At 73.7% G+C, this 4,283-nt stretch carries 2 protein-coding genes and 1 pseudogene; all 3 read right to left on the bottom strand.

Translation table 11 applies throughout. The features are described from left to right. A pseudogene (locus ND748_RS26425) lies at positions 1 to 667 on the bottom strand (ATP/GTP-binding protein); the annotation flags it as partial. A 73-nt stretch (positions 668 to 740) separates the two neighbouring features. Further along, a complete protein-coding gene (locus ND748_RS26420; protein WP_251748891.1) occupies positions 741 to 1,694 on the bottom strand; it encodes an aminoglycoside phosphotransferase family protein in 954 nt (317 codons plus the stop codon). A gap of 152 nt (positions 1,695 to 1,846) precedes the next feature. Further along, positions 1,847 to 3,436 (bottom strand): hypothetical protein, encoded by a 1,590-nt coding sequence (locus ND748_RS26415; RefSeq protein WP_374216043.1) that lies wholly within the window; start codon positions 3,434 to 3,436, stop codon positions 1,847 to 1,849. Positions 3,437 to 4,283: the final 847 nt, after the last annotated feature.

The following is a 4,283-nucleotide window of genomic DNA, read 5'->3' as shown; positions in this document are numbered from 1 at the left end:
GACCGCTGGTGCGCAGGGACTGTTCGTACGCCGGGTAGGTCCGAGGGACGACCGAGCCGCCGAAGTTCGGCGGCATCCGCCGCGCCTCGGCGAGGAACTGGCCGGCCAGCGAGAGCGCCAGGGGCAGGCCGCCGAGGCGGCGGCCGAGGCTCTGTGCGGCCTGCGCGGAACCCGGGCCGTCGCCGGCCAGGTCGAGCAGTGCCCGGCCGGCGTCGTGGTCGGTGAGGGGAGTCAGCCGGTGTAGGCGTAGCCAGGGCGGGGTCCGGCCCTCGGGCGAGCCGAGCGACCAGGCCGCGCCGTCGCGGGTGGTCACCACGACCATCCCCGGCGCCCCGGTGACCGGACGCAGCCAGCCGGTGCCGTCAAGCACGTCGCCCGAGGACGAACCCAGATCGTCGGCGGGATCGTCGGCGTTGTCGACGACCAGCAGCCACGGTCGGCCGAGGGCGCCGAGCAGGCGCCAGACCAGGTCGGGCAGGCTGGCCCGGCGCAGTTGATGATGGGTGGCGCCGAGCTCGACGGCGAGCGCCGCCATCGCCGCGGGCACCGCGCCGGGACGGGTGGCGCTGATCCACCAGGTCCGCACGCCACGATCGAGCGCGGCCGAGGCGAGGGCGAGGGCAACGGTGCTCTTGCCGATCCCGCCGAGCCCGTGCAGCACGTGCACCCGGCCGTGGACCCGAATGTCCTTGTCCGGCCGGCCCGGCCGGCCCGGGTGGCCCGGCCTCGGGGGAGCAGGATCATCGGTATGGCGACCAACGGGCGTCGTGGTCCCGGTGCCGCAGGCTGTCGATCCGGATCCGGAACTGGGCCGCGACGGTCGCGCTGCTGGCCAGGACGGGCAGGACGCTGGTGACGAGCTTCAGCTCGCGCACGGCCCGCAGGACGGCGAAGCCCTCCCAGGACGTCACATCGAAGCCGTACCCGCGGGCCAGGTCGCGGTGGGCCCGGGGGTCGTGGCCGAACCGGATCCGGCCGACTGCGACCGGCACGAGATCCCATTCGGCCGGGCCGACGCTCGTGGCGTCGAAGTCGCACATCAGCACCCGACCGTCCGCCGCCCGGATCAGGTTGCCCAGGTGGGCGTCGCCGTGCACGACGACGGTCGGCAGCGCGTAGCGGACGGTGCCGAGCGCCGCGGCGACGCGTTCGGTCATCCGTTCCAGGAACCGGCGGTCGGCGCTGGCCAACGTCTCCGCGTCCGATAATCGCCGCCGGACGTCGTCGAGGGGATCCCATCGGGGCAGCGGTGGACTGGGCGGGTCGAGGGTGTGCAGGGCGCGCAGTAAGGCGGCGAGGTCCCCGGTGCGCGGGGCCGGGCCGGCGGGCGGCGAGCCGGCGGGCGTCGCGTCGACCCAGACGGTCGCGACGAAGCCGCCGGCTTCGACCGGGGCGGGCACACCGGGCAGGAGGCGGACGGCGGGGGCGCGCCGATCGGCCAGCCAGCCGGCAACCCGGACGACCTTCGCCACCCGGTGCGTCATCGCGGCGGAACCGGTGATGCGCATGATCGCGCCCGCGCGGGGTAATCGGTACACGGCGTTCACCGTGCGTTTGACCAGGACGGCGCCAGCGTCGTCGAGCCCGGCGCGGGCGGCGAGCTCGGCCACCGCGCGGCGGGTGGCCGCCGCCGTGAAACGGGCCCGGCGCGGCGGGCCGGACGGATGACTCCAGGTCGGACTGTCGTCGGCCATCTCCGCGGTCCTCCCGATTGAGGGACACCGGTTCTGGGGGCCGGATCGGGTCGCGGATCGCGCCGACGGCACGCGGGGCCGGTCTCCGGCGGGTTGGTCGGGTCGGACGGTCAGGCCCGGTGTCAGGTCGGAGGGTCAGGCCCGGTGTCGGGTCAGACGGTCAGGCCCGGTGCGGTGACCGCACCCGGTCCCGGACGCTGGCCGGCCGCGGAGCGCTGCCATTCCCGGACGAGGAGGGCGAGGTCCCGGACCTCACGTACCTCGCTGTGCGGACGGGTCGCGGACAGGAGCTGGTCGGCGCGCCCGGAGACGGAGGCGACCGTGCGTCCCCAGGAGATCTGGATGGCCTCGGTGGCCAGGTCGCAGACCCGTTCGAGTTCCAGGCGGCCCTGCCGGGCGAGGGCGAGGGCGAGATCCAGCCGGATCACCGAACGGAAGCCGGGGGCGTTCATCGCGTCGAGCTTCGGCAGGGCGAGTTCGGCATGCTCCTGCGCCGCCTGCGGCCGGCCGAGCAGGCACAGCGCGGTGGTGGCGTTGTAGGACACCTCGACCGGGTTGAAGTTCTCGAAGCTCGGCCCGGGCCGTCCCCAGTGGTCCGGGGGGATCAGATCGGCCAGATCGTAGGCCTGGTCCAATGCCTGGGCGGCGCCGCGCACGTCGCCGAGGGCGGCCAGGGCGCGGGCCACCTGGCAGGTGAGCCGGGCGCGCACGGGTCCGTCGCCGACGTGGGTCAGCCCGTCGCGGGCGAGGCGGAGGGCCTCGTCGGGATGGCCGGCGTAGAACTCGTTGACCGCGGCGACCTCCCGGGCGGAACCGCGCAGCGCCCCCTCCCCGGCGAGCCCGCCGGCCTGGAAGCCGAGGGCGGTCAGGGACCGGGCGGTTTCGATGTCGCCGAGTTTGAAGGCCGCGTCGGCGCCGAGGACGGCGACCCGCCCGGTGAGCACGTCGCGGCGACGGGCGTCACCGGTTGGCATCGAGCGGCGGCCGAGCCGCTCCAGCCCTCGGCGTAGGCGGGCGGTCTGGGCGAAAATGTGTGCCGGTGGGGTCGCCTCGTGGGCGTCGAGGAGGTCGCCGAGCATGTCGTCGGCCCGCTCCAGCGCGAGCTGGATGGGGCTGGCCGCGAGGACGTCGGAGACCTCCATGATCTGGCCCTCGGCCAGGATCGCGGTCATCATCGCCGCGCCCGCGTACCGGTGGAACTGTCGTCGGTCGGAGACCCCCGGGATCGTGGGCCGGGTGGCCGGGGGCGCGGCGTCGGCGGGCGCGTGGCCGGGGGCGGTCGGCGCGAACGCGGAGGGGCCGCCGAACATCGTCAACGTGAGTGCGGCGGGGTGCGTCGAGGGCACCGCACACGACGGGTGCGGGCCGCCCGGCGACCACTCGGATCCGACCGGACTCGCGGCGCCGAGTGGATTCGGGGAGCCGAGCGGGCTCCCGGGGCCGAGCGGATCCTGGTTGAACAGGGCCGAGGAGCGAGCCAGGTCCGCGAGGTCGTCCGTGGCCCAGAGTCGCTGGGCGGACGGCGCGCTGATGGGACCGAGGTCGCACCGGTCCACCGGCGGCTGCGCAGGTGGCTCCGGTGAGTAGTCCTCAGGGTGATCGTCCGGCGGGGTGCGGGCCGGCGGGATGCTGATTGACTCGCTTGTTGCTCGCCGGACCGGGGGAGGGCCGGAGCGACCGGTCGGACCCGAGGATCCGTGGTCGGCCCCACGGCCCGGTGAAGATCCGCTCGACTGCGGCATGCCGCGCGTCCTTCCTTCCGAAAACACCACGGTCATCGACCGTGTCGACAAGGTAGCGAGGGGCGAGGTCCGTTGCGAGGGGCAACCCGTCGGAGGCGCACAGTGAGACCACGCAACCTGAGGGGTTCCGTGACCGTCGGCTGCTCCGGCGGCGGTCCGGTCTGGTCTGGTGCGGCGATCGATGGCCGGCTGATCCGGCGATCGCGCGGCGGCGACGCTGCCACCAACCGATCACTCCGGTCGTGTTGACCCGGTTCTACCGGTACCTCGTTATCGATACTAGAAGGACTGATGCGCCGGAGGGTGACGATGAAGCGGCCGCAATGTGCCGGCCATTGTGGCTCTACGTGGTGTTTCTCGGAGGTTTCCACAACTGATCTTGTTGTGGCCGGCTGCTCTCGATCGCCTGGTGGGGCTGGGCCGGCGCCGGTTCCGGCGGCTGCGGGAGAAGGAAATCACGTCCTGACCGGACCGAACGGTGAAGGATTGTGCAGTTGCCGTCGGAATCCGCCGGCCTTGCGTGGTGGGGCCGGATCGGCCGTCGGTGGCAACCGACCGTCGGTCTGCGCCAGAATGGGAACGAAGCGGCAATAGTCCGGAAATTATGACATTCGGTCATGGTTGCCGCTGCTGGGTGGGGTACAAGGGTGGCGCTCATCCGACCGGTGTCGCCGTCCATCGACGCCATCGGGTCGGTAGCCTCGGCATGATGGCGGATGCGGCCCAGCAGTACTCCCACTTCGGCAGGTCGCGCCGTGGGCGCGGACCGGCCCGGCCGACCGGGGCGCGCCGTGCCCGGTGACCAGGCGGCGCCCTGCGCGCCGGACCCGCTGATCGGCCCCCGGGC

It is taken from the genome of Frankia sp. AiPs1 (assembly GCF_023716945.1).
GTDB lineage: Bacteria > Actinomycetota > Actinomycetes > Frankiales > Frankiaceae > Frankia.
This window is presented reverse-complemented; position numbering and strand designations above follow the sequence as displayed.

Excerpts from the sequence above, each read along its gene's own strand:
- ND748_RS26420 (WP_251748891.1), bottom strand. The coding sequence starts at position 1,694 with ATGGCCGACGACAGTCCGACCTGGAGTCATCCGTCCGGCCCGCCGCGC.
- ND748_RS26415 (WP_374216043.1), bottom strand. The coding sequence starts at position 3,436 with ATGCCGCAGTCGAGCGGATCTTCACCGGGCCGTGGGGCCGACCACGGA.